Raw genomic sequence first — 20861 nt, 5'->3', positions numbered from 1 at the left:
AGCGGGCTTGCTCGCGAAGAGGGAGTGTCAGTCGACATGGATGCTGTCTGACACACTGCCTTCGCGAGCAAGCCCGCTCCCACAAGGATCAAGTTGCCGCTTAGTATATCGACCAGGCCCAACAAACGCTGGGCCTTGTTCGCAATTGTTGCTAATCGTCAGCCCAACGCCTTCCAGATATCCGTGGCGTACTCGCGAATCGTCCTGTCTGACGAGAACCACCCCATCCGCGCCGTGTTCAACACCGCTGAACGCCACCATTCCTTGGAATCATGCCAATGGGCCTCGACCCGCATCTGCGCGTTCCAGTAGGAATCGAAGTCGGCACAAACCAGGAAGCGGTCGTAGTCCACCAGTGAATCGATCAGCCCGGTGTAACGTGACGGATCATCCGGCGAGAACACCCCGCTGCGAATCGCCTGCAGCACGTCATTGAGCCGATGGGATGCAGCGATGTCCGGCACCGCGTTGAACTCGTGGTTCTGCTTGCGTGCTTCAACCTGCTGGGCGCTGAGACCAAAGATGAACATGTGCTCGGCGCCGATGCGCTCGCACATTTCCACGTTGGCACCGTCCAGCGTACCGATGGTCAACGCACCGTTGAGACCGAACTTCATGTTACTGGTCCCTGACGCTTCGAAGCCGGCGGTTGAAATCTGTTCGGACAAATCCGCCGCCGGAATGATGCTCTCCGCCAGGCTGACGTTGTAATTGGGCAGGAACACCACTTTGAGCAGGCCGCGCACGGTCGGGTCGTTATTCACCACCCGGGCGATGTCGTTGGTCAGTTTGATGATCAATTTGGCCTGGTGATAACTGGCCGCTGCCTTGCCGGCAAAGATTTTCACCCGCGGCACCCAGTCGATTTCCGGCTCGGCGCGGATCGCCTGGTACAACGCCACGGTGTGCATCAGGTTGAGCAACTGGCGTTTGTATTCGTGGATCCGTTTGACCTGCACGTCGAACATGGCCGCTGGGTTAACTGCCACTCCCAGTCGTTCGTGAATAATGTGTGCCAAGGCTTTTTTGCTGTGCAGCCGCTGTTCCGAGAACGCCTTGCGGAACGCAGTCTTCTCGGCGAAGGGCTCCAGGGCGAGCAAGCGTTCCTCCGGGTTATCCAGCACTTCCGGGCCGAGGGCATCGACCAACATTGAAGTCAGCTCGGAGTTGGCCTGGTACAGCCAGCGGCGGAAGGTGATGCCGTTGGTCTTGTTGTTGATACGTTCCGGGTAGAGCTTGTGGAGTTCGGAGAACACCGTTTTGCGCATCAGTTGCGTATGCAATCCGGACACGCCGTTGACGCTGTGGGAACCGAGGAACGCCAGGTTCCCCATGCGCACACGACGGCCATTGTCCTCCTCGATCAGCGACACCGCGCGCAGCACGTCGAAGTCATGGATGCCTTTGGCCCGCAGCGAATCGATGTGCTGTGCGTTGATCAGGTAAATGATCTGCATGTGCCGGGGCAACATGCGCTCCATCAAGCCGACCGGCCAGGTTTCCAGCGCTTCGGGCAGCAGCGTGTGGTTGGTGTAGGACAGCGTATCGACTGTGATCTGCCACGCCGCGTCCCAGGCCACGTCATAGACGTCGACCAATTGACGCATCAGCTCGGCCACGGCAATCGAAGGGTGGGTGTCGTTGAGCTGGATCGCTGCGTGGTCGCCGAGGGTCAGCACCGAGGTGTGCATGTTGCGATGGCGGCGCAGCAAGTCCTGCAGGGATGCGGCGACGAAGAAATATTCCTGGCGCAGGCGCAGTTCCTGGCCGGCCTCTGTGCTGTCTGCCGGGTACAGAACCCGCGAGATACTTTCGGCCCGGGCCACTTCGGCGACCGCCCCCAGGTGGTCACCCGCGTTGAAACGTTCCAGATGCAAGTCTTCCATGGCCCGCGCACGCCACAGACGCAACGTATTCACGCTCGCCCCGCGCCAACCGACCACCGGCGTGTCATAGGCGATGGCCCTGACGGTTTCCGCCGGGTGCCAGACTTGCTTGGACTTGCCGGCGTCATCGGTCACGGTCTCGACACTGCCGCCAAAGCAGATCCGGTAAGCCACCTCCGGTCGCTCGAACTCCCAGGGATTGCCGAAATCCAGCCAGTGCTCGGTCTGTTCCTGTTGCCAGCCGTCGACGATGGCCTGGCGGAACAACCCGTGTTCGTAGCGAATCCCGTAACCGTGACCGGCGATACCCAGGGTCGACATACTTTCCAAAAAGCAGGCCGCCAGACGACCGAGACCACCATTACCCAGCGCCGCGTCGGGCTCCAGCAGGCGAATACGCTCGATGTCGACACCGAGCTCCGTCATGGCCTCGCGCGCCACATCAAGCAGGCCGAGGTTACTCAGGCTGTCGTAGAGCAGCCGGCCGATGAGGAATTCCAGGGAGAGGTAATAAACCCGCTTCTGACCTTTGCGGTAGATCTGCCGCGTGTGGTCCATCCAGTGCTCGACCATGTGATCACGCGCGGCCAGCGCAATGGCTTCGAACCAGTCATGGTCGAAAGCGTGATCCGGGTCTTTGCCCACCGCATAGGTGAGTTTGGTCAGGACGGCGTCGCGGAATGCGGCCACCTCTGCTTCGCGAACAAGTGGTTCTTGAGTCATCGATAGGACCTCGAGCGAGCTTGGAGTTGTCTGAGCCTAGACGGTCTGACAGGCGGTAGAGGCTCTGGTTCGGCAGTTTTTCCAGTTATGCGAATCGGGTCGGCAATTCATTGTCGGTTACATCAATCAATGCAGGGGCCGTGCCGGATTAGCGGTTCGTTGGGCGATGCAGAAAAAATCTGGCGAAAGGTTGTTCAAAAATCCACCAGTCCCGGTATGATCGCGCGCCCTGATGCATACGCTTGGTAAAACCCTCGATGATGAAGCCCAACCTGATTGCCGCAGCCGAGATCGACCGTCTCGATACCTGGGCCAAGTATTCGGCCCCTATGTGCGGCTCGTGCATCTCCAGCTGCTGCACGCTGCCGGTGGAAGTAAAGATCAAGGATCTGGTCCGTATCGGCGTGGTCGACGAATTCGAGCTGGGCGATCCACCGAAGAACATCGCCAAGCGCCTGCAGAAAGAAGGGTTGGTCGAGCGCTTCAACCAGAAATCGGGCATCTTCACCCTCCAGCGCATGAGCAACAACGATTGCTACTACCTGGATCGTAAGAGCCGTCTGTGCACTATTTATGAAAAGCGCCCGGACACCTGCCGCAATCACCCGAAAATCGGCCCGCGGCCGGGGTATTGTGCGTACAAGCCGAAGGAAGTGGAGCGTGAGCGCAATTCACGCTCCATCGAGCGGTTCTGATATCTCCTGACTTCTGCGCCGACTGATCGGCCGCCTTCGCGAGCAGGCTCGCTCCCACAGGGGATCTCTGGTGTACACAAATCAGGTGTTCACTGAAGATCCAATGTGGGAGCGAGCCTGCTCGCGAAGGGGCCGGCACAAACACCACACAAATCGCAGACAAACAAAAACGCCCCCGGTCTCTCGACCGGGGGCGTTTTTTTAAGCCTGGCTAAATCTTATGCCTTGGCTTTCTTGGCAGCGCGGGTACGCTCGCTTTCGTCCAGGATCTTCTTGCGAAGACGGATGGACTTAGGCGTCACTTCACACAGCTCGTCGTCCTGGATGAATTCCAGAGCCTGTTCCAGGGTGAAGCGAACAGGTGGAACCAGAGCGATGGTTTCGTCTTTACCCGAAGCACGCATGTTGTCGAGCTTCTTGCCCTTGGTAGGGTTAACGCCCAGGTCGTTGTCACGGCTGTTCAGACCAACGATCTGACCGTTGTAGATTTCCTGACCGTGTTCAACGAACAGCTTGCCACGCGCCTGCAGGGTTTCCAGGGAGTAGGTCAGTGCCTTGCCGGTTTCAACCGAAACCAGAACGCCGTTCTGACGGCCGGACATGTCGCCGGACTTCATCACGTCGTAACGGTCGAAGATCGAGGTCAGGATGCCAGCACCGTTGGTCAGGGTCAGGAACTGGTTACGGAAACCGATCAGACCACGAGCAGGGATGTTGTATTCCAGACGTACACGGCCCTTGCCATCCGGCACCATGTTGGTCAGGTCGCCCTTACGCAGGCCCATCTCTTCCATCACCTTGCCCTGGGATTCTTCCGGCAGGTCGATGGTGACGTTTTCGTACGGTTCGTGCTTCACGCCGTCAACCAGACGGATGATCACTTCCGGACGGCCTACAGCCATTTCGAAGCCTTCGCGACGCATGGTTTCGATCAGTACCGAGAGGTGCAGCTCACCACGGCCGGAAACCTTGAACTTGTCAGCCGAGTCGCCTTCTTCAACGCGCAGTGCAACGTTGTACAGCAGCTCTTTGTCCAGACGCTCCTTGATGTTACGGGAGGTCACGAACTTGCCTTCTTTACCGCAGAAAGGCGAGTCGTTTACCTGGAAGGTCATGGAAACGGTTGGCTCGTCAACGGTCAGAGGCTTCATTGCCTCCGGGGTGTCCTGCTGGCACAGGGTGTCGGAGATGAACAGCTCGTCCATACCGCTGATGCACACGATGTCGCCTGCTGCAGCTTCTTCAACGTCTACACGGTGCAGACCGTGGTGACCCATCAGCTTCAGGATACGACCGTTGCGCTTCTTGCCGTCGGCGCTGATAGCAACAACCGGAGTGTTCGGTTTGACGCGACCACGAGCGATACGGCCAACGCCGATAACACCCAGGAAGCTGTTGTAGTCCAGTGCGGAAATCTGCATCTGGAACGGACCGTCACGGTCAACAGCCGGCGCCGGTACGTTGTCGACGATCGACTGGTACAGCGGGGTCATGTCGTCAGCCATTTCGTTGTGGTCCAGACCGGCAATACCGTTCAGGGCCGAGGCGTAGACGACTTTGAAGTCCAGCTGTTCTTCGGTGGCACCCAGGTTGTCGAACAGGTCGAAGATCTGGTCCAGAACCCAGTCCGGACGCGCGCCTGGACGGTCAACCTTGTTGATGCACACGATCGGACGCAGGCCGGCTTCGAACGCCTTCTTGGTCACGAAACGGGTTTGCGGCATAGGGCCGTCTTGAGCGTCAACCAGCAGCAGAACGGAGTCGACCATCGACATTACGCGTTCAACTTCGCCGCCGAAGTCGGCGTGGCCCGGGGTGTCCACGATGTTGATGTGGTAGCCGTTCCAGTTGATGGCGGTGTTTTTCGCCAGAATGGTAATACCGCGCTCTTTTTCCTGGTCGTTGGAGTCCATCACGCGCTCGTCGTTGAGCTCGTTGCGCTCCAGGGTGCCGGATTGACGCAGGAGTTTGTCTACCAGGGTGGTTTTACCATGGTCAACGTGGGCAATGATGGCGATGTTGCGTAGATTTTCGATCACTTGTGTATCTCGATCAGAGGATTCGGTGTGCTGACAAGTCTTGGCAGCGATTAACAGTAGCGTCCGTGAAAGCCGTTACAGCTTGACGGTGGCATCGGGGGGCCGGTGACGCAGGCCACAGGCAAACAGCCCCGGGCACTTAGCTCGGTCGATAAACGCGCACATTGGCATGCCCCTCACTGAGCAAATGGTGGGCATGCAGGCGACTCATCACGCCTTTGTCGCAATACAGCAGGTACTGGCGAGTAGGGTCCAGTTCCTTGAAACGAGCGTTCAGTGCATAAAACGGCATCGTTTGTACCTCGATACCAGCGAGCTCCAGCGGGTCATCCTCGGCGGCATCCGGGTGGCGGATGTCGATGACGATCTGACCGGCCAGCGCGTCGCTGACTTCTTCAATCTGCAAGTCCTGGCCCAATTCATCGATCACGCGATCGATCGGCACCAGCTTGGCGTTCTCGAGCGCACGCTCAAGGACGGCCATGTCGAATTCTTTCTCTTCGTGCTCCACGCGGTAGCGCTTGGCAGCGGTTTTCGGATTGACCGAAATGACCCCGCAGTACTCCGGCATGTGCCGGGCGAAATCAGCAGTGCCGATTTCGTTGGCCGTGTCGATGATGTCCTGCTTGTGGCTGGCGATCAGCGGGCGCAAGACCAGCTTGTCGGTCACGCAGTCGATCACGGACAGGTTCGGCAACGTCTGGCTCGACACCTGGGAGATCGCCTCACCGGTCACCAGCGCTTCGATGTGCAGTCGATCGGCAATCTGGGAGGAAGCGCGCAACATCATACGCTTCAATACTACGCCCATATGACTGTTATCGACTTTGCCGAGAATTTCTCCCAGCACTTCTTCGAAAGGCACACTGACAAATAACACGCGTTGCGAGCTGCCGTACTTCTTCCAGATGAAATGCGCGACTTCCATGACGCCCAGTTCGTGGGCACGCCCGCCCAGGTTGAAGAAGCAGAAGTGCGCCATCAGGCCGCGACGCATGATCTGGTAGGCCGCAACGGTGGAGTCAAAGCCGCCGGACATCAGCACCAGCGTCTGCTCCAGCGCGCCCAGCGGATAACCGCCGATGCCATTGTGCTGGCTGTGGATCACGAACAACCGTTGGTCGCGAACTTCGATGCGGACTTCGATTTCAGGCTTTTTCAGGTCAATCCCGGCGGCACCGCACTGACGGCGCAACTGGCTGCCGACATATTTCTCGATATCGATCGAGCTGAATGGGTGCTTGCCGGCGCGCTTGCAACGCACCGAGAAGATCTTCCCGGCCAGTGCATCACCGTAGTGCTGCTTGCACTTCTCGACGATGTCGTCGAAATCGCCCAGCGGGTATTCGTCGATTTGCAAAAAATGCGCGATGCCCGGCATGCAGCTCAGGCGCTCGCCCATCTCCTTCAGGGCCTTGGGATCGCTGACGCGGGTTTCCAGCTCGAGGTTGTCCCATACACCATTCACCACCACAGCCGGGTCCAGATCGCGGAGCACGGCACGGATGTTCTTGGCCAACTGGCGGATGAAACGCATCCGTACCGGGCGGCTCTTGATGGTGATCTCTGGGAAGACTTTTACGATTAATTTCATGGAAACAGCGCGCGCGAGGCCTGCCGAAAAAGGGGGGCGCGGATTATAGCGGAAATTGCTCAAGGTTTAACCAGTTAATGTACAGAAGGTTTTGCACGCACCAAAACAGGTCATTTTTCGATTTCGACGCTACATTAAGGGGCGAGTTTTTCGGCTTTAAGACGCTTTGCACCTCTATAAGCGTGAAATTGGGGCAAAAAACCCATGCTGGGGCACTGGCATGCAATTTGCTCCCTTGTGAGGCAGGTTGCCTTGGCAGAGTATTCGCGCCGGCATCACAAACATTTAAGGGCATCCACTACCAGCCCTAATCCACCCGGAGGACACTATGTCGAAGTCGGTTCAACTCATCAAAGATCATGACGTCAAGTGGATTGATCTGCGCTTCACGGACACCAAAGGCACTCAGCACCACGTGACCATGCCGGCTCGCGACGCGCTGGATGACGATTTCTTCGAAATCGGCAAAATGTTCGACGGTTCCTCCATCGCTGGCTGGAAAGGCATCGAAGCCTCCGACATGATCCTGATGCCGGACGACTCCACTGCCGTCCTGGACCCGTTCACTGAAGAGCCGACCCTGATCCTGGTCTGCGACATCATCGAACCTTCGAGCATGCAAGGCTACGACCGCGACCCACGTGCGATCGCCAAGCGTGCCGAAGAGCACCTGAAAGCCACCGGTATCGGTGACACCGTATTCGCCGGTCCAGAGCCAGAGTTCTTCATCTTCGACCAGGTGAAGTTCAAGTCCGACATCTCCGGCTCCATGTTCAAGATCTACTCTGAACAAGGTTCGTGGATGTCCGACCAGGACGTGGAAGGCGGCAACAAAGGCCACCGTCCAGGCGTCAAAGGTGGCTACTTCCCGGTTCCGCCGTTCGACCACGACCACGAAATCCGTACCTCCATGTGCAACGCACTGGAAGAAATGGGCCTGACCGTTGAAGTTCACCACCACGAAGTGGCAACTGCCGGCCAGAACGAAATCGGCGTCAAGTTCAACACCCTGGTGAAGAAAGCCGACGAAACCCAGACCCTGAAGTACGTCGTGCACAACGTTGCCGACGCCTACGGCCGTACCGCTACCTTCATGCCTAAGCCTCTGTACGGCGATAACGGCTCGGGCATGCACGTACACATGTCGATCTGGAAAGAAGGCAAGAACACCTTCGCAGGCGAAGGCTATGCCGGCCTGTCCGATACCGCCCTGTACTTCATCGGCGGCATCATCAAGCACGGTAAGGCCCTGAACGGCTTCACCAACCCGGCGACCAACTCCTACAAGCGTCTGGTTCCAGGCTTCGAAGCACCAGTAATGCTGGCCTACTCGGCCCGTAACCGCTCCGCTTCGATCCGTATTCCTTACGTGTCGAGCCCGAAAGCCCGCCGTATCGAAGCACGCTTCCCGGATCCGGCTGCCAACCCGTACCTGTGCTTCGCAGCACTGCTGATGGCTGGCCTGGACGGCATCCAGAACAAGATCCACCCTGGCGACGCTGCTGACAAAAACCTGTACGACCTGCCGCCTGAAGAGGCGAAAGAGATCCCACAAGTTTGCGGCAGCCTGAAAGAAGCCCTGGAAGAGCTGGACAAAGGTCGTGCGTTCCTGACCAAAGGCGGCGTGTTCTCCGACGACTTCATCGACGCTTACATCGCTCTGAAAAGCGAAGAAGAAATCAAGGTACGTACCTTCGTACACCCACTGGAATACGAGCTGTACTACAGCTGCTGATCCGGTAGCGCCTGCGCAAGCGGCGTGACAAAAAGAGGCCTCCTTCGGGAGGCCTTTTTTGTGCCCGTGATTCAACAACCACCGAAGCCCCCTGTGGGAGCGAGCCTGCTCGCGAAGAGGCCAGCACATTCAAAACGGGTGTCGCCTGTGAGTACACCTTCGCGAGCAGGCTCGCTCCCACAGGGGTAATGAGGTGAGCCCGGAAATCCATGCCCAATTGTTAACAAGCTGGGACAACCACCCTCCCTGACCTATGCTGCCCCCCAATGCTTTTTCATTTCCGGTCGATTTTATGGGTCGTGGCTTTCTCTTCATCCTGCTGCTGATCGCCCTGCCCGCCGCAGCGCAGATCTACAAGTACACCGACGCCGACGGCAACACCGCCTACAGCAACCAGCCGCCGGATGGCGTAAAGGCTCAGCCGGTCGAATTGCCGCCACTCAACAGTGTCGAAACGCAGCCAACCGGCAAACCTGCGCCAGCCGAAGCACGCGAACAGCCCCGCAGCGCCTACGAGGTGCTGGAACTCACTGGCCTGCCCACCACCGAAGCCCTGCGCGCCAACAACGGCACGTTCACAGTCAATGTGTTGATCAAGCCACGCCTGCAAGGCCCGCATCTATTCAGGCTGCTCCTGGACGAACAGCCCTATGGCCAACCCGGCAACGTACCGATCCTGCAATTGGTGAACATTGACCGCGGCCTGCACAGTCTCGCCGTGCAAGTGATCGATGGCGAAACCGTGATCCAGCAAAGCCCCACCGTGGCCTTCACCGTGCAACGGGTGCACAAGCCTTGAAGGCCTGGCTGCTGATTGCCTGTCTGTTCGCATTTCCCGTGTCAGCGGAGGTCTTCACTTATGTCGACGCTCAAGGCAATCGGGTGTTCACCGACCAGCCAAAACCCGGCAACGCCAAACGCGTACCGCTGTCGACAGGCAATCGAATGCCCGCAACCGATATTGCCCCCGCCCCCTCGACAGCAAGGAAACCCGAGAAGAAACCGCTGCCCCGCTACGACCTGCTGCGCATCCTGGTGCCCGAACCAGACGCCACCGTGCGCAGCACGGCCGGCGAGATCATCGTCAGCGTCACCAGCGAGCCAGGCCTGCAACGGGGTCATCGCTATCGATTGCTGCTTGATGGCCAACCCACTGCCGAACCCGGCCGAAGCCCGGTCTTTGCGCTGAACAACATCGACCGTGGCAGCCATCAGCTGTCCGTGGAGATCCTCGATGACCAGGGACGAACCGTCGAGCGCACCGCTAATCAGCCCTTCCACATGCAGCGCATATCCCTGGCCCAGAAACGCAAGGCCAATCCATGCGCCCTCAGCGACTACGGCCAACGGCCGGAATGCCCGCTCATCGACAAGCCCGCCGAAGAAAAAAACCATTTCCTGCCGTTCTTCTAACCTTGTTCAGCTTTGCGCACTATATTGGTGCGAATAGTTGCACCGTGCTCGAATTCCAACCCATTTTGGTTCGAAAGTACCCGCCAACGCTGACCGTACGCCACGCAATCGAGCGTCAAACGCCCGTTTCAGGCGTTGAGCGCTTCTTTTCGGAGCCTTGGTTTGGTTTTTGCAGTTTCCTCGCATCAGCTCTTTATTCATGCGCCAAAAGAGGTCCTGAATGACCATCAGCGACGCACTGCATCGTTTGCTACTCGACAACCTGACGACCGCCACCATTCTGCTCGACGCCGAATTGCGCCTGGAGTACATGAACCCGGCGGCGGAGATGCTGCTGGCCATCAGCGGCCAGCGTAGCCATGGCCAATTCATCAGCGAGTTGTTCACCGAATCCGCCGAGGCCCTCAATTCCTTGCGCCAGGCGGTTCAGCAGGCCCATCCGTTCACCAAGCGCGAAGCGATGCTGACCGCCCTCACCGGTCAGACCCTGACGGTGGATTACGCGGTCACGCCGATCCTGAGCAATGGCGACACGCTACTGCTGCTCGAAGTCCACCCCCGCGACCGCTTGCTGCGGATCACCAAGGAAGAAGCGCAGCTGTCGAAACAGGAAACCAGCAAGATGCTGGTGCGCGGTCTTGCCCACGAAATCAAGAACCCGCTGGGCGGCATTCGCGGCGCGGCGCAATTGCTGGCCCGCGAGCTGCCGGAAGCAAGCCTGCGCGACTACACCAACGTGATCATTGAAGAAGCCGACCGCCTGCGTAATCTGGTGGATCGCATGCTCGGCTCCAACAAGCTGCCGTCGCTGGCCATGTGCAACGTCCACGAAGTGCTGGAGCGCGTTTGCCATCTGGTCGAGGCCGAAAGCCAGGGCTGCATCACCTTGGTGCGCGACTATGACCCGAGCATTCCCGACGTTTTGATCGATCGTGAACAGATGATCCAGGCCGTGCTGAACATCGTGCGCAACGCGATGCAAGCCATCAGCAGCCAGAACGAGCTGCGCCTGGGCCGCATCAGCCTGCGCACCCGCGCCATGCGCCAGTTCACCATCGGTCATGTGCGTCATCGCCTGGTGACCAAGATCGAAATCATCGACAACGGTCCTGGCATTCCTGCGGAACTCCAGGAAACCATCTTCTTTCCCATGGTCAGCGGTCGTCCGGACGGTACCGGGCTGGGCCTGGCCATTACCCAGAACATCATCAGCCAGCACCAGGGCCTGATCGAATGTGACAGCCACCCCGGCCACACCACCTTCTCGATCTTTCTGCCACTGGAACAAGGAGCCACATCGACATGAGCCGTAGTGAAACCGTGTGGATCGTCGATGACGACCGTTCTATCCGTTGGGTCCTGGAAAAAGCCTTGCAACAGGAAGGCATGACCACGCAAAGCTTCGACAGCGCCGATGGCGTGATGAGCCGCCTGGCGCGCCAGCAGCCGGACGTGATCATCTCTGACATCCGCATGCCCGGCGCCAGCGGCCTGGACCTTCTGGCGCGGATTCGCGAACAACACCCACGGCTGCCAGTGATCATCATGACGGCGCATTCCGATCTGGACAGCGCTGTCGCGTCCTATCAGGGCGGTGCGTTTGAATACCTGCCCAAGCCGTTCGACGTCGACGAAGCGGTCTCGCTGGTCAAGCGCGCCAACCAGCACGCCCAGGAACAACAAGGCCTGGAAGTCGTCCCGACCCTGACCCGCACGCCGGAAATCATCGGCGAAGCACCGGCAATGCAGGAAGTGTTTCGCGCCATCGGGCGCTTGAGCCACTCCAACATCACCGTGCTGATCAACGGTGAATCGGGCACCGGTAAAGAATTGGTGGCCCATGCCCTGCACCGCCACAGCCCGCGCGCGGCTTCTCCATTCATTGCGCTGAATATGGCAGCGATCCCCAAAGATCTGATGGAGTCCGAGCTGTTCGGCCATGAGAAAGGCGCGTTCACCGGTGCCGCCAACTTGCGTCGCGGGCGCTTTGAGCAAGCCGATGGAGGCACGCTGTTCCTCGATGAAATCGGCGACATGCCCGCCGATACCCAGACCCGTCTGTTGCGGGTGCTGGCCGATGGCGAGTTCTATCGGGTTGGCGGGCACGTGCCGGTGAAGGTGGATGTACGGATCATCGCCGCGACCCACCAGAATCTGGAAACCCTGGTGCACGCCGGAAAATTCCGCGAGGACTTGTTCCACCGCCTCAACGTCATCCGTATTCACATCCCGCGCCTGTCGGACCGCCGCGAAGACATTCCGACACTGGCCAAGCACTTCCTCAGCCGTGCCGCGCAGGAACTGGCCGTCGAGCCAAAACTGTTGAAAAACGAAACCGAGGAGTACCTGAAGAACCTGCCTTGGCCGGGGAACGTACGCCAGCTGGAGAACACTTGCCGCTGGATCACGGTGATGGCTTCGGGTCGCGAAGTGCACATCGGCGACCTGCCACCTGAGTTGCTGAACCTGCCGCAGGATTCGGCGCCGGTCACCAACTGGGAACAGGCATTGCGCCAGTGGGCCGACCAGGCGCTGGCCCGTGGTCAGTCGAGCCTGCTGGACAGCGCGGTGCCGGCGTTTGAGCGGATCATGATTGAAACCGCTCTCAAGCACACAGCGGGCCGACGCCGAGACGCCGCGGTCTTGCTGGGCTGGGGGCGTAATACCCTAACGCGCAAGATCAAGGAATTGGGAATGAAGGTGGATGGTGGGGATGATGAAGAGGGGGATGAGGGCTAAACAGCCTTAGAGTTATCGTCGTACTTCAGATCCAATCGCGGGCAAGCCTTGCTCACACAGGTGATACGCCAATTTTGAAATGGCGCCTCACCTGTGGGAGCAAGGCTTGCCCGCGATGCTTTTAAGCATCCAGTGCACCGCCGCAAGGCACCGTGAACCGCAATCGCGCACGGCAACTGATCCGAAATGCCATCCGGATTCGCAATCGAACCCCTATCGAAAAAACACGAAAGCCCCGAATAACGGGGCCTTCAACGTATATACGCGACTTTTTGTTTCAGCTTGTTAAAACCTGGCACGCCCCCTGCAATAGTCTCATCAGTGATTCAGTTCACTACCCGGTTTCGGGGACCTTGGTACAGGCAGGCCGGGGATTCCCCTCTTTACATCGGGCTCACACCGCACAAGCGACGAGCCCTGCCGTTTTGGGGTCCTTGGTACAGGCAGGCCGGGGATACCCTCTTTTATTACTCCCGGAGATGGATCTCCAGCCGCCAGCGGTCATCGACCTCGCTGCCGGCCCAGTCGCCCTGCAGGGGCCGGGCCGCCACCACCGTCAGCAACAAGCCCCCATCACTCAACCGCACTCGCCAGTTCACGCTCTTGTCGTTGAGCTTGAGTTGACCCTGCTGCGCCTTGCCTTGCGCCTCGAACAGCAACGCGACGCTGCCGTCGACGATCTCGCCATGGGTCTTGGGTTCGTTGTTGAACCACACCACCAGCCCGTCCTTCGTCACCTCGACCTGCTGCAATTCGCTGGGGTCGGGCGTGGTCAGGCGACCGATCATCATCCCCACCATCACCCCGACAATCGCCAGCGAAGCCATCACTCGCGGGAATAGTTTCGAACGATTGTCGGGTTGCGGCGTAGAATGCCGCACATCTTTACCTTCGGAGCCGTGCATGTTTCACGTCATCCTTTTCCAACCGGAAATTCCACCGAATACCGGCAACGTTATCAGGCTGTGCGCCAACAGTGGCTGCCACCTGCATTTGATCGAACCGCTGGGCTTCGAGATGGACGACAAGCGCCTGCGCCGGGCCGGCCTCGACTATCACGAGTATGCCACCCTGCAGCGCCACGCGGACCTGGCCAGCTGCCTGGAAAGCCTGGGCAACCCGCGGGTGTTCGCCTTCACCACCAAGGGTTCGCGGCCGTTCCACGACGCCAGTTTTGTGGAGGGCGATGCGTTCCTGTTCGGCCCGGAAAGCCGCGGCTTACCTGCCGAAGTCCTGGACGCCCTGCCCGCCGACCAACGCCTGCGCCTGCCCATGCGTGAAGGCTGTCGCAGCCTGAACCTGTCCAACACCGTGGCGGTCGCCGTTTACGAAGCCTGGCGGCAGAACGGCTTCAAATAGTCCGAAATCATTTTCGCCTGACAGAAACAATCGCGGGCAAGCCCGCTCCCACAGATTTTGCACAATCCTGTGGGAGCGGGCTTGCCCGCGATTTTCAGCAGCGCAGATTATTGAACGGTCGGCGTCTCGCCTGCCGCCTGCATGCGCTGCAGCTCTTGCGCGTACAGCGCGTCGAAGTTCACCGGAGCCAGCATCAGTGCCGGGAACGAACCACGGGTCACCAGGCTGTCCAGCGCTTCGCGCGCGTATGGGAACAGGATGTTCGGGCAGAACGCGCCCAGGGTGTGGCTCATCGAAGCGTCGTCCAGGTTCTTGATCAGGAAGATCCCGGCCTGTTGCACTTCAGCGATGAATGCCACTTCTTCACCGTTCTTCACGGTGACCGACAGGGTCAGGACGACTTCGTGGAAGTCGTTTTCCAACGCCTTTTGACGGGTGTTCAGATCCAGACCGACGCTCGGCTCCCACTGCTGGCGGAAGATCGCCGGGCTTTTCGGGGCTTCGAAGGACAGGTCACGCACATAAATGCGCTGCAAGGAGAATTGCGGTGCAGTTTCTTCTTCGTTCGCAGCAGTGTTCTGTTGGTCAGTCATCGCAGATCCTTCTTGATCCAGGGGTCTTTTAGGTTTGCTTATTTTGGGTAAGGCAGTCAGGCCTTGAGCAACGCATCGAGCTTGCCGGCGCGCTCAAGGGCGAACAAATCATCACAACCACCTACATGGGTGCTGCCGATCCAGATCTGCGGCACGGACGTACGTCCGGCTTTCTGAGCCATTGCGGCGCGCACCTGTGGCTTGCCATCGACCTTGATCTCTTCGAAGGCCACGCCTTTGCTTGCAAGCAGGTGTTTGGCTCGCGAGCAATAACCGCAGTAATCGCTGGAATAGACGACGACGCTGCTCATATCACTTCACCAGCGGCAGATTGTCGGCTTTCCAGCTGGAAACGCCACCGGACAGTTTGGCGGCGGTGAAGCCGGACTTCATCAGTTCGCGAGCGTGGGTGCCGGCGGTCTGGCCCAGGGCGTCGACCAGAATGATGGTCTTGGCCTTGTGTTTTTCCAGTTCGCCGATGCGAGCGGCCAGTTTGTCCTGGGGAATGTTCACCGCACCGACGATGTGACCGGCGGCGTAATCCTTGCTCGGACGGATGTCCACCACCACACCGGCGTCTTTGTTGACCAGAGCGGTCAGCTCGGCGGTGCTCAGGCTGCGGCCGCCGCCCTGCATCTGATAGGCAATCAGCAGGGCCAGCAGTACGACGAAGATACCGACGAGAATGTAGTGGTTAGTGGCAAATTCAATCAGGTGAGCAACCATCGAAGGAGGTTCCAGGGCGTTAAAATGTCGGCCAGTATACACAGCCCCCATGGTGGGCCAAACCCCGTCTGGCGGTGACGTGGCCGGAACTTCGCTTTAAACTGCGACTCCCTTTTTCCATCGCCCCTTTTTAATTCAGCCACGAGTGGATTCCATGACTACCACGCCTAAACCTTTGGTCCTGATGATTCTCGACGGCTTCGGTCACAGTGAAAGCCAGGAAGCCAACGCCATCTACGCGGCCAAGAAGCCCGTACTGGACCGCCTGTGGGCCACCGTGCCGAACGGCCTGATCTCGGGCAGCGGCATGGACGTCGGCCTGCCGGATGGCCAGATGGGCAACTCCGAAGTCGGCCACATGAACCTCGGCGCCGGCCGCGTGGTGTATCAAGACTTCACTCGCGTGACCAAATCGATCCGTGACGGCGAGTTTTTCGAGAACCCGACCATCTGCGCCGCGGTGGATAAAGCCGTCGCTGCCGGCAAAGCCGTGCACTTCATGGGCCTGTTGTCCGATGGCGGCGTACACAGCCATCAGGATCACCTGGTCGCCATGGCCGAACTGGCGGCCAAGCGCGGCGCGGAAAACATCTACCTGCACGCCTTCCTCGACGGCCGCGATACGCCGCCGAAAAGCGCGCAATCGTCGATCGAACTGCTCGATGCCACCTTCCAGGCGCTGGGGAAAGGCCGCATCGCCAGCCTCATTGGCCGTTACTACGCAATGGACCGTGACAACCGTTGGGACCGTGTGTCCCAGGCATTCAGCCTGATCGTCGACGGCAACGGCGAATTCAACGCCGCCACCGCCCAGGAAGGCCTGCAAGCCGCGTACGAGCGTGGCGAAAGCGACGAGTTCGTCAAAGCCACTTCCATCGGCGAACCGGTGAAAGTCGAAGACGGCGACGCCGTGGTGTTCATGAACTTCCGCGCCGACCGCGCCCGCGAGCTGACCCGCGTCTTCGTCGAAGACGATTTCAAGGAGTTCGAGCGCAGCCGTCAGCCAAAACTGGCCGGCTTCGTGATGCTGACCCAATACGCCGCCAGCATTCCCGCGCCGTCGGCCTTCGCCGCCGGCAGCCTGGAAAACGTGCTGGGCGATTACCTGGCGAAGAACGGCAAGACCCAGCTGCGCATCGCTGAAACCGAAAAATACGCTCACGTGACTTTCTTCTTCTCCGGCGGCCGCGAAGAACCGTTCCCGGGCGAAGAGCGCATCCTGATCCCGTCGCCCAAAGTCGCCACCTACGACTTGCAGCCGGAGATGAGTGCGCCGGAAGTGACCGACCGCATCGTCGATGCCATCGAAAACCAGCGTTACGACGTGATTGTCGTCAACTACGCCAATGGCGACATGGTTGGCCATAGCGGCGTGTTCGAAGCGGCGGTGAAGGCCGTCGAGTGCCTGGACCAGTGCGTCGGCCGCATCGTCGACGCCCTGGAAAAAGTCGGTGGCGAAGCGCTGATCACCGCCGACCACGGCAACGTCGAGCAAATGTCCGACGAAACCACTGGCCAGGCACACACCGCGCACACCACCGAACCCGTACCATTCATTTATGTCGGCAAACGTGACCTCAAGGTTCGCGAAGGCGGCGTACTGGCTGACGTGGCGCCGACCATGTTGAAACTGCTGGGCCTGGAAAAACCGGCGGAAATGACCGGGACTTCGATCTTGGTGTAATCGCCCGTCAAAACACTGCAAAACCCTGTGGGAGCTGGCTTGCCAGCGATAGCAATCTAACATCCAACTTCTATGTTGAATGATCAGACGCCATCGCGGGCAAGCCCGCTCCCACATTGGTTTTGCGTGGTTTTTTTGGCCAGTTATCACACAGCCCCAATTGGGCATTTTTTTTGCTGCGTGGGGCGGGCATACTAGGCTGTCCCTTTCCCTGGTGTCGCCCGCCTCTATGCTTCGCGTCCTGATAGCCCTTGCTCTGACTTGCCTGCTCCAACCGGCCTTCGCTGACGAGCGCGCGCAAACCCAACAACAGTTGGACGCCACGCGTCAGGACATTGCCGAGCTGAAGAAACTGCTGGGCAAGTTGCAGGAAGAGAAGTCCGGCGTGCAGAAGGACCTCAAGGGCACCGAGACCGAGATGGGCAAGCTCGAGAAACAGGTCGAAGCCCTGCAGAAAGAGCTGAAGAAGAGCGAATCCGAGTTGCAGCGACTCGATGCCGAGAAAAAAAAACTCCAGAGCGCGCGCACTGAACAGCAAAGACTGATCGCCATCCAGGCCCGGGCCGCCTACCAGAACGGTCGCCAGGAATACCTGAAGCTGCTGCTCAACCAGCAGAATCCCGAGAAATTCGCCCGTACCCTCACCTATTACGACTACCTGAGCCAGGCCCGCCTGGAACAGCTGAAGAACTTCAACGAAACCCTGCGCCAACTGGCCAACGTCGAGCAGGACATCGCCAGGCAACAGGCGCAGTTGCTGGTGCAGAAAAGCAGCCTCGACAGCCAGCGTGACGAGCTCGACAAAGTCCGCCAGGAACGCCAGCAAGTCCTGGCCAAGCTCAATGACGACGTGAAGGCCCGCGACCAGAAACTGGCAGCCCGCGAGCAGGATCAGGCAGACCTGTCTAAAGTCCTTAAAACCATTGAAGAAACCCTGGCCCGACAGGCTCGTGAGGCAGAAGAAGCGCGGCAAAAAGCGCTGATAGCCCAGCAGGAAGCCGAAAAAAAGCGTTTACGTGAGGCCCAGGCGCAGGCAGATGCCAGCGACGATGCCCCACGCAAACCGGTTAAATCGACACCTGGCGCATTGGTTTCAAGCTCCGGCGAGACCTTTGGCGGACCTTTTGCGTCAACCCGCGGCAAACTTCCATGGCCTGTCGACGGTCGACTGTTGGCACGCTTCGGTGAAAGCCGTGGCGACGATGCCCGGACCAAGTGGGACGGTGTGATGATCGGCGCATCGGCCGGCAGTGCGGTGCATGCGGTGCACGGCGGTCGCGTGGTCTTCGCCGACTGGTTGCGTGGTGCGGGGCTGCTGGTGATTCTCGACCACGGCAACGGTTTTTTGAGTCTTTACGGTCACAACCAGACGCTGCTCAAGTCTGCGGGTGACGTGGTAAAAGCCGGTGAGTCCATCTCCACTGTCGGTAACAGTGGCGGGCAGGACACACCAGCGCTGTATTTTGCGATTCGTCAGCAGGGTCACCCGAGTGATCCGGCGCAATGGTGTCGCGCGCAAGGATAAGCGTGCCGCCTAATTCAGGAGTTCGTTCGACATGCTGCATTTGTCCCGCCTTACCTCGCTGGCCCTGACGATCGCCCTGGTGATCGGCGCGCCTCTGGCGTTTGCCGCTCAACCGGCCCCGACTGTCGCGCCTGCGGGCACTGCTGCGACCACCAAGGCACCATTGCCTCTGGAAGAGTTGCGCACCTTTGCCGAGGTCATGGATCGGATCAAAGCGGCCTATGTCGAGCCGGTGGACGACAAGACCCTGCTGGAAAACGCCATCAAGGGCATGCTCAGCAACCTTGATCCGCACTCAGCCTACCTGGGACCGGAAGATTTCGCCGAATTGCAGGAAAGCACCAGTGGCGAATTCGGTGGCCTGGGCATCGAAGTCGGCGCCGAGGACGGGTTCATCAAGGTGGTATCGCCAATCGATGACACCCCTGCCTCCAAGGCGGGCATCCAGGCGGGCGACTTTATCGTCAAGATCAACGGCCAGCCAACCCGCGGCCAGAGCATGACCGAAGCCGTAGACAAGATGCGCGGCAAGATCGGCCAGAAAATCACCCTGACCCTGGTACGCGACGGCGGCACGCCGTTCGACGTGACCCTGGCCCGCGCGATCATTCAAGTGAAAAGCGTGAAGAGCCAGTTGCTGGAGTCCGGCTACGGCTACATCCGCATCACCCAGTTCCAGGTCAAGACCGGTGAAGAGGTTTCGAAGGCCCTGGCGAAACTGCGCAAGGACAACGGCAAGAAGCTCAACGGCATCATCCTCGACCTGCGCAACAACCCGGGCGGTGTGCTGCAAGCGGCGGTGGAAGTGGTCGACCATTTCATCACCAAAGGCCTGATCGTTTACACCAAGGGCCGGATCGCCAACTCCGAACTGCGCTTCTCGGCCACCGGCAAGGACGAAAGCGAAGCCGTGCCGATGGTTGCATTGATCAACGGCGGCAGCGCCTCGGCCTCGGAAATTGTCGCCGGTGCCCTGCAGGACCACAAACGCGCAGTCGTCATGGGCACCACCAGTTTCGGCAAGGGCTCGGTGCAAACCGTGCTGCCGCTGAACAACGAGCGCGCATTGAAAATCACCACGGCGCTGTATTACACGCCGAACGGCCGCTCGATCCAGGCCCAGGGCATCGTCCCGGACATCGAAGTACGCAAGGCCAAGATCACCAGCGAGCAGGACGGCGACTACTTCAAGGAAGCCGATCTGCAAGGCCACCTGGGCAATGGCAACGGCGGCGCCGACAAACCGACAGGTTCTGGCGGCAAAGCCAAGGCAATGCCGCAGGATGACGATTACCAACTGGCCCAGGCCCTGAGCCTGCTGAAAGGGCTGAGCATTACCTCCGGCCGTTGAGGATGGGTCTGCGCTTCATCCTCGTCCTGTTGTGCTGCCTGGCGGGTTCGGTTCACGCCGAATCCGCCGTGTCGACGCCTCGCAAGGCCTACCTGAGCCTGATCATCGATGACCTGGGACAGAACCTGCCCCGGGATCGCCGCGTGCTGGCCCTGCCTGGCCCGGTGACCACGGCGATCATGCCCGACACACCCCACGCCACCGAATTCGCCCGCGAAGCTCATCGCGCCGGCAAAATCGTCATCCTGCACATGCCCATGGACCCGGCCACCGGCCCGTTCGCCTGGCATCCGGAGCTTTCCATCGAAGAGCTTGAGAAACGCCTCAACGCTGCGTTCAAAATGGTGCCCTACATCGCCGGCATCAATAACCACATGGGCAGCCGCATGACCGCCCAGCCGGTCGCCATGGCGTGGCTGATGGCCGAGTTGCAGCGGCGCCACAAGTTTTTTGTCGACAGCCGAACCAGTGCGCAGACCGTGGCCGCACAACAGGCGCAGAAGATAGATCTGGCAAGTGTTTCTCGAGATGTTTTTCTCGACGATGAGCGAACTGAAGCAGCGATCTTCAACCAGTTGCAGACAGCGATCAGCCTTGCGCACAAGCAAGGTTCGGCAGTGATGATCGGGCACCCGTATCCACAGACGCTAGCGGTGCTGGAACGCGAATTACCCAAGCTCAAGTCTCAGGGGATCGACTGGATCGACATCAAGCAGATGATCAGCGTACGCGGCAATCGGGCGACAGCCGCACATGGCAAGGATGGGGTATATCGCTAATCCGCTGTGCTACTAAACCA

General features: G+C 59.4%; 18 protein-coding genes. 11 read left to right on the top strand and 7 right to left on the bottom strand.

Features of this window, described 5'->3' with window-relative positions:
* Nucleotides 1-158 precede the first annotated feature (158 nt).
* On the bottom strand, nucleotides 159-2609 hold the full coding sequence (locus LAB08_RS01560; protein WP_096513847.1) for a glycogen/starch/alpha-glucan phosphorylase: 2451 nt from the start codon (nucleotides 2607-2609) through the stop codon (nucleotides 159-161).
* A gap of 257 nt (nucleotides 2610-2866) precedes the next feature.
* Between LAB08_RS01560 and LAB08_RS01555 the strand changes: the two genes are divergently transcribed.
* Nucleotides 2867-3304, top strand: coding sequence for a YkgJ family cysteine cluster protein (locus LAB08_RS01555; protein WP_096513848.1), 438 nt, complete (start codon nucleotides 2867-2869; stop codon nucleotides 3302-3304).
* Nucleotides 3305-3522: 218 nt separating this feature from the next.
* Here the strand turns inward: LAB08_RS01555 and typA are convergent, their stop codons facing one another.
* Together typA and thiI are read right to left on the bottom strand one after the other, a co-directional pair.
* Nucleotides 3523-5343 carry a translational GTPase TypA gene (gene typA, locus LAB08_RS01550; protein ID WP_096513849.1) on the bottom strand — a complete coding sequence of 607 codons (1821 nt, stop codon included), beginning with the start codon at nucleotides 5341-5343 and terminating at the stop codon, nucleotides 3523-3525.
* A 139-nt stretch (nucleotides 5344-5482) separates the two neighbouring features.
* Nucleotides 5483-6937, bottom strand: a complete 1455-nt coding sequence (thiI, locus tag LAB08_RS01545) for a tRNA uracil 4-sulfurtransferase ThiI (RefSeq protein WP_096513850.1) — start codon at nucleotides 6935-6937, stop codon at nucleotides 5483-5485.
* A gap of 328 nt (nucleotides 6938-7265) precedes the next feature.
* On the opposite strand from thiI, the gene glnA reads away from it, so the two are divergent.
* The 5 genes from glnA to ntrC all read left to right on the top strand — a co-directional run bounded on the left by glnA (nucleotide 7266) and on the right by ntrC (nucleotide 12824).
* Entirely contained in the window at nucleotides 7266-8672 is a 1407-nt protein-coding gene (gene glnA, locus LAB08_RS01540; RefSeq protein ID WP_096513852.1) for a glutamate--ammonia ligase, read from the top strand.
* Between the two features lie 292 nt (nucleotides 8673-8964).
* A complete protein-coding gene (locus LAB08_RS01535) occupies nucleotides 8965-9471 on the top strand; it encodes a DUF4124 domain-containing protein (RefSeq protein ID WP_096513853.1) in 507 nt (168 codons plus the stop codon).
* Nucleotides 9468-10085: a DUF4124 domain-containing protein gene (locus LAB08_RS01530; RefSeq protein WP_172901636.1), complete on the top strand. Its 618-nt coding sequence runs from the start codon at nucleotides 9468-9470 to the stop codon at nucleotides 10083-10085. Before LAB08_RS01535 ends, LAB08_RS01530 begins: the two co-directional genes overlap by 4 nt.
* Nucleotides 10086-10305: 220 nt before the next feature.
* A complete protein-coding gene (gene glnL / locus LAB08_RS01525) occupies nucleotides 10306-11391 on the top strand; it encodes a nitrogen regulation protein NR(II) (RefSeq protein ID WP_096513854.1) in 1086 nt (361 codons plus the stop codon).
* Nucleotides 11388-12824, top strand: coding sequence for a nitrogen regulation protein NR(I) (gene ntrC, locus LAB08_RS01520; RefSeq protein ID WP_096513855.1), 1437 nt, complete (start codon nucleotides 11388-11390; stop codon nucleotides 12822-12824). The genes glnL and ntrC overlap by 4 nt, the downstream gene beginning before the upstream one ends.
* Nucleotides 12825-13291: 467 nt before the next feature.
* Here ntrC and LAB08_RS01515 read toward each other — a convergent pair whose 3' ends face one another.
* Entirely contained in the window at nucleotides 13292-13729 is a 438-nt protein-coding gene (locus LAB08_RS01515) for a hypothetical protein (RefSeq protein ID WP_096513856.1), read from the bottom strand.
* On the opposite strand from LAB08_RS01515, the gene trmL reads away from it, so the two are divergent.
* On the top strand, nucleotides 13728-14183 hold the full coding sequence (trmL, locus tag LAB08_RS01510; RefSeq protein ID WP_096513857.1) for a tRNA (uridine(34)/cytosine(34)/5-carboxymethylaminomethyluridine(34)-2'-O)-methyltransferase TrmL: 456 nt from the start codon (nucleotides 13728-13730) through the stop codon (nucleotides 14181-14183). The two genes, LAB08_RS01515 and trmL, sit on opposite strands and share 2 nt — an antisense overlap.
* A gap of 107 nt (nucleotides 14184-14290) precedes the next feature.
* Here the strand turns inward: trmL and secB are convergent, their stop codons facing one another.
* From secB to LAB08_RS01495, 3 genes are read right to left on the bottom strand one after another with little or no spacing between them, the layout of a single operon-like run.
* Nucleotides 14291-14776 carry a protein-export chaperone SecB gene (gene secB, locus LAB08_RS01505; RefSeq protein ID WP_096513858.1) on the bottom strand — a complete coding sequence of 162 codons (486 nt, stop codon included), beginning with the start codon at nucleotides 14774-14776 and terminating at the stop codon, nucleotides 14291-14293.
* Between the two features lie 56 nt (nucleotides 14777-14832).
* Nucleotides 14833-15087, bottom strand: coding sequence for a glutaredoxin 3 (gene grxC, locus LAB08_RS01500; RefSeq protein ID WP_085725502.1), 255 nt, complete (start codon nucleotides 15085-15087; stop codon nucleotides 14833-14835).
* Between the two features lies 1 nt (nucleotide 15088).
* Nucleotides 15089-15502 (bottom strand): rhodanese-like domain-containing protein, encoded by a 414-nt coding sequence (locus LAB08_RS01495; RefSeq protein ID WP_096513859.1) that lies wholly within the window; start codon nucleotides 15500-15502, stop codon nucleotides 15089-15091.
* Nucleotides 15503-15656: 154 nt separating this feature from the next.
* Between LAB08_RS01495 and gpmI the strand changes: the two genes are divergently transcribed.
* The 4 genes from gpmI to LAB08_RS01475 all read left to right on the top strand — a co-directional run bounded on the left by gpmI (nucleotide 15657) and on the right by LAB08_RS01475 (nucleotide 20841).
* Nucleotides 15657-17186 carry a 2,3-bisphosphoglycerate-independent phosphoglycerate mutase gene (gene gpmI, locus LAB08_RS01490; protein WP_096513860.1) on the top strand — a complete coding sequence of 510 codons (1530 nt, stop codon included), beginning with the start codon at nucleotides 15657-15659 and terminating at the stop codon, nucleotides 17184-17186.
* Nucleotides 17187-17415: 229 nt separating this feature from the next.
* Nucleotides 17416-18711, top strand: coding sequence for a murein hydrolase activator EnvC family protein (locus LAB08_RS01485; RefSeq protein ID WP_096513861.1), 1296 nt, complete (start codon nucleotides 17416-17418; stop codon nucleotides 18709-18711).
* A 31-nt stretch (nucleotides 18712-18742) separates the two neighbouring features.
* Complete coding sequence (locus tag LAB08_RS01480; RefSeq protein WP_096513862.1) at nucleotides 18743-20062, top strand: S41 family peptidase; 1320 nt, start codon at nucleotides 18743-18745, stop codon at nucleotides 20060-20062.
* A 2-nt stretch (nucleotides 20063-20064) separates the two neighbouring features.
* Nucleotides 20065-20841, top strand: a complete 777-nt coding sequence (locus tag LAB08_RS01475) for a divergent polysaccharide deacetylase family protein (RefSeq protein WP_096513863.1) — start codon at nucleotides 20065-20067, stop codon at nucleotides 20839-20841.
* Nucleotides 20842-20861: the final 20 nt, after the last annotated feature.

Origin of the sequence: Pseudomonas izuensis (assembly GCF_002356535.2) — a bacterium.
Classification (GTDB): Bacteria; Pseudomonadota; Gammaproteobacteria; order Pseudomonadales; family Pseudomonadaceae; genus Aquipseudomonas; species Aquipseudomonas izuensis.
This window is presented reverse-complemented; position numbering and strand designations above follow the sequence as displayed.

What these genes read in the sequence shown, in the direction of transcription:
- LAB08_RS01560 (WP_096513847.1), bottom strand. Translation starts at nt 2,609, where the DNA reads ATGACTCAAGAACCACTTGTTCGCGAAGCAGAGGTGGCCGCATTCCGC.
- grxC (WP_085725502.1), bottom strand. Translation starts at nt 15,087, where the DNA reads ATGAGCAGCGTCGTCGTCTATTCCAGCGATTACTGCGGTTATTGCTCG.
- trmL (WP_096513857.1), top strand. Translation starts at nt 13,728, where the DNA reads ATGTTTCACGTCATCCTTTTCCAACCGGAAATTCCACCGAATACCGGC.
- secB (WP_096513858.1), bottom strand. Translation starts at nt 14,776, where the DNA reads ATGACTGACCAACAGAACACTGCTGCGAACGAAGAAGAAACTGCACCG.
- LAB08_RS01535 (WP_096513853.1), top strand. Translation starts at nt 8,965, where the DNA reads ATGGGTCGTGGCTTTCTCTTCATCCTGCTGCTGATCGCCCTGCCCGCC.
- thiI (WP_096513850.1), bottom strand. Translation starts at nt 6,937, where the DNA reads ATGAAATTAATCGTAAAAGTCTTCCCAGAGATCACCATCAAGAGCCGC.
- LAB08_RS01475 (WP_096513863.1), top strand. Translation starts at nt 20,065, where the DNA reads ATGGGTCTGCGCTTCATCCTCGTCCTGTTGTGCTGCCTGGCGGGTTCG.
- LAB08_RS01485 (WP_096513861.1), top strand. Translation starts at nt 17,416, where the DNA reads ATGCTTCGCGTCCTGATAGCCCTTGCTCTGACTTGCCTGCTCCAACCG.
- glnA (WP_096513852.1), top strand. Translation starts at nt 7,266, where the DNA reads ATGTCGAAGTCGGTTCAACTCATCAAAGATCATGACGTCAAGTGGATT.
- LAB08_RS01555 (WP_096513848.1), top strand. Translation starts at nt 2,867, where the DNA reads ATGATGAAGCCCAACCTGATTGCCGCAGCCGAGATCGACCGTCTCGAT.
- glnL (WP_096513854.1), top strand. Translation starts at nt 10,306, where the DNA reads ATGACCATCAGCGACGCACTGCATCGTTTGCTACTCGACAACCTGACG.
- LAB08_RS01495 (WP_096513859.1), bottom strand. Translation starts at nt 15,502, where the DNA reads ATGGTTGCTCACCTGATTGAATTTGCCACTAACCACTACATTCTCGTC.
- gpmI (WP_096513860.1), top strand. Translation starts at nt 15,657, where the DNA reads ATGACTACCACGCCTAAACCTTTGGTCCTGATGATTCTCGACGGCTTC.
- LAB08_RS01515 (WP_096513856.1), bottom strand. Translation starts at nt 13,729, where the DNA reads ATGCACGGCTCCGAAGGTAAAGATGTGCGGCATTCTACGCCGCAACCC.
- LAB08_RS01480 (WP_096513862.1), top strand. Translation starts at nt 18,743, where the DNA reads ATGCTGCATTTGTCCCGCCTTACCTCGCTGGCCCTGACGATCGCCCTG.
- ntrC (WP_096513855.1), top strand. Translation starts at nt 11,388, where the DNA reads ATGAGCCGTAGTGAAACCGTGTGGATCGTCGATGACGACCGTTCTATC.